At 67.7% G+C, this 669-nt stretch carries 2 protein-coding genes; both read right to left on the bottom strand.

Going from position 1 to position 669, the window contains the following annotated elements; all coding sequences use genetic code 11:
• A partial coding sequence (locus FK268_RS23160; RefSeq protein ID WP_146437803.1) for a sugar phosphate isomerase/epimerase family protein occupies window positions 1-430 on the bottom strand: 430 nt, incomplete at its 3' end.
• Between the two features lie 14 nt (window positions 431-444).
• The coding region (locus FK268_RS24440; RefSeq protein WP_497997378.1) for an Rv0497 family membrane protein at window positions 445-669 on the bottom strand (225 nt) is incomplete at its 5' end.

Here is a 669-nt window from a genome sequence, read left to right as displayed (position 1 = left end):
CGAAGAAGGCGTCGAGCCGCATCGGGAACATGTTCTCGACGGCGATCGCGACGTGGCTGTCGTCCTCGAGCTCGCTGACCAGGTCGACGAAGTTCTCGGCGTAGCGGCGCTGCCACCGGAAGGGCGGGTGCACGACGACGGTGTCCGCGCCGAGGTCCTCCGCGGCCGTGACGGCGCGGCCGAGCTTGGCCATGGGGTCCGGTCCCCACACGCGCTGGCTGATGAGCAGGCAGGGCGCGTGGACGGACAGCACCGGCACGTCGTACCGCATGGACAGCCCGGCAACGTTCGCGATGTCCTGGCTGGCGCCCTCGTGCCAGACCATGAGCTCGACACCGTCGTACCCGGTCTCGGCGGCGTAGCGGAAGGCGTCCTCGAGCTTCTCGGGGTAGACCGAGGCCGTCGACAGTCCGACCGGTATACCGCTCACGTCGCCGAGGGTACTCAGTTCGAGCCGAGAGCCATCAACAGCGGGCCGAAGGTGATCACCAGGCCCACGAACAGGGCGAGCCCCAAGGTGAGGTAGTCGGTGGTCTTGCGCAGGTAGTGCGTGAACGTCACGATGCCGATGATCACGATGAACGCGAGCACGACGGTCAGCGCGATGGTCGCCTTGCCGCCGCCCCAGTTCCAGAGCTTGAAGAAGCCGTAGAACAGGCCGGCGCCGGC

The sequence above is a fragment of the Tsukamurella sputi genome, from assembly GCF_007858445.1.
Classification (GTDB): Bacteria; Actinomycetota; Actinomycetes; order Mycobacteriales; family Mycobacteriaceae; genus Tsukamurella; species Tsukamurella sputi.
Note: the sequence above shows the minus strand (reverse complement) of the source record. Positions and strands in the feature narration are given on the sequence as shown.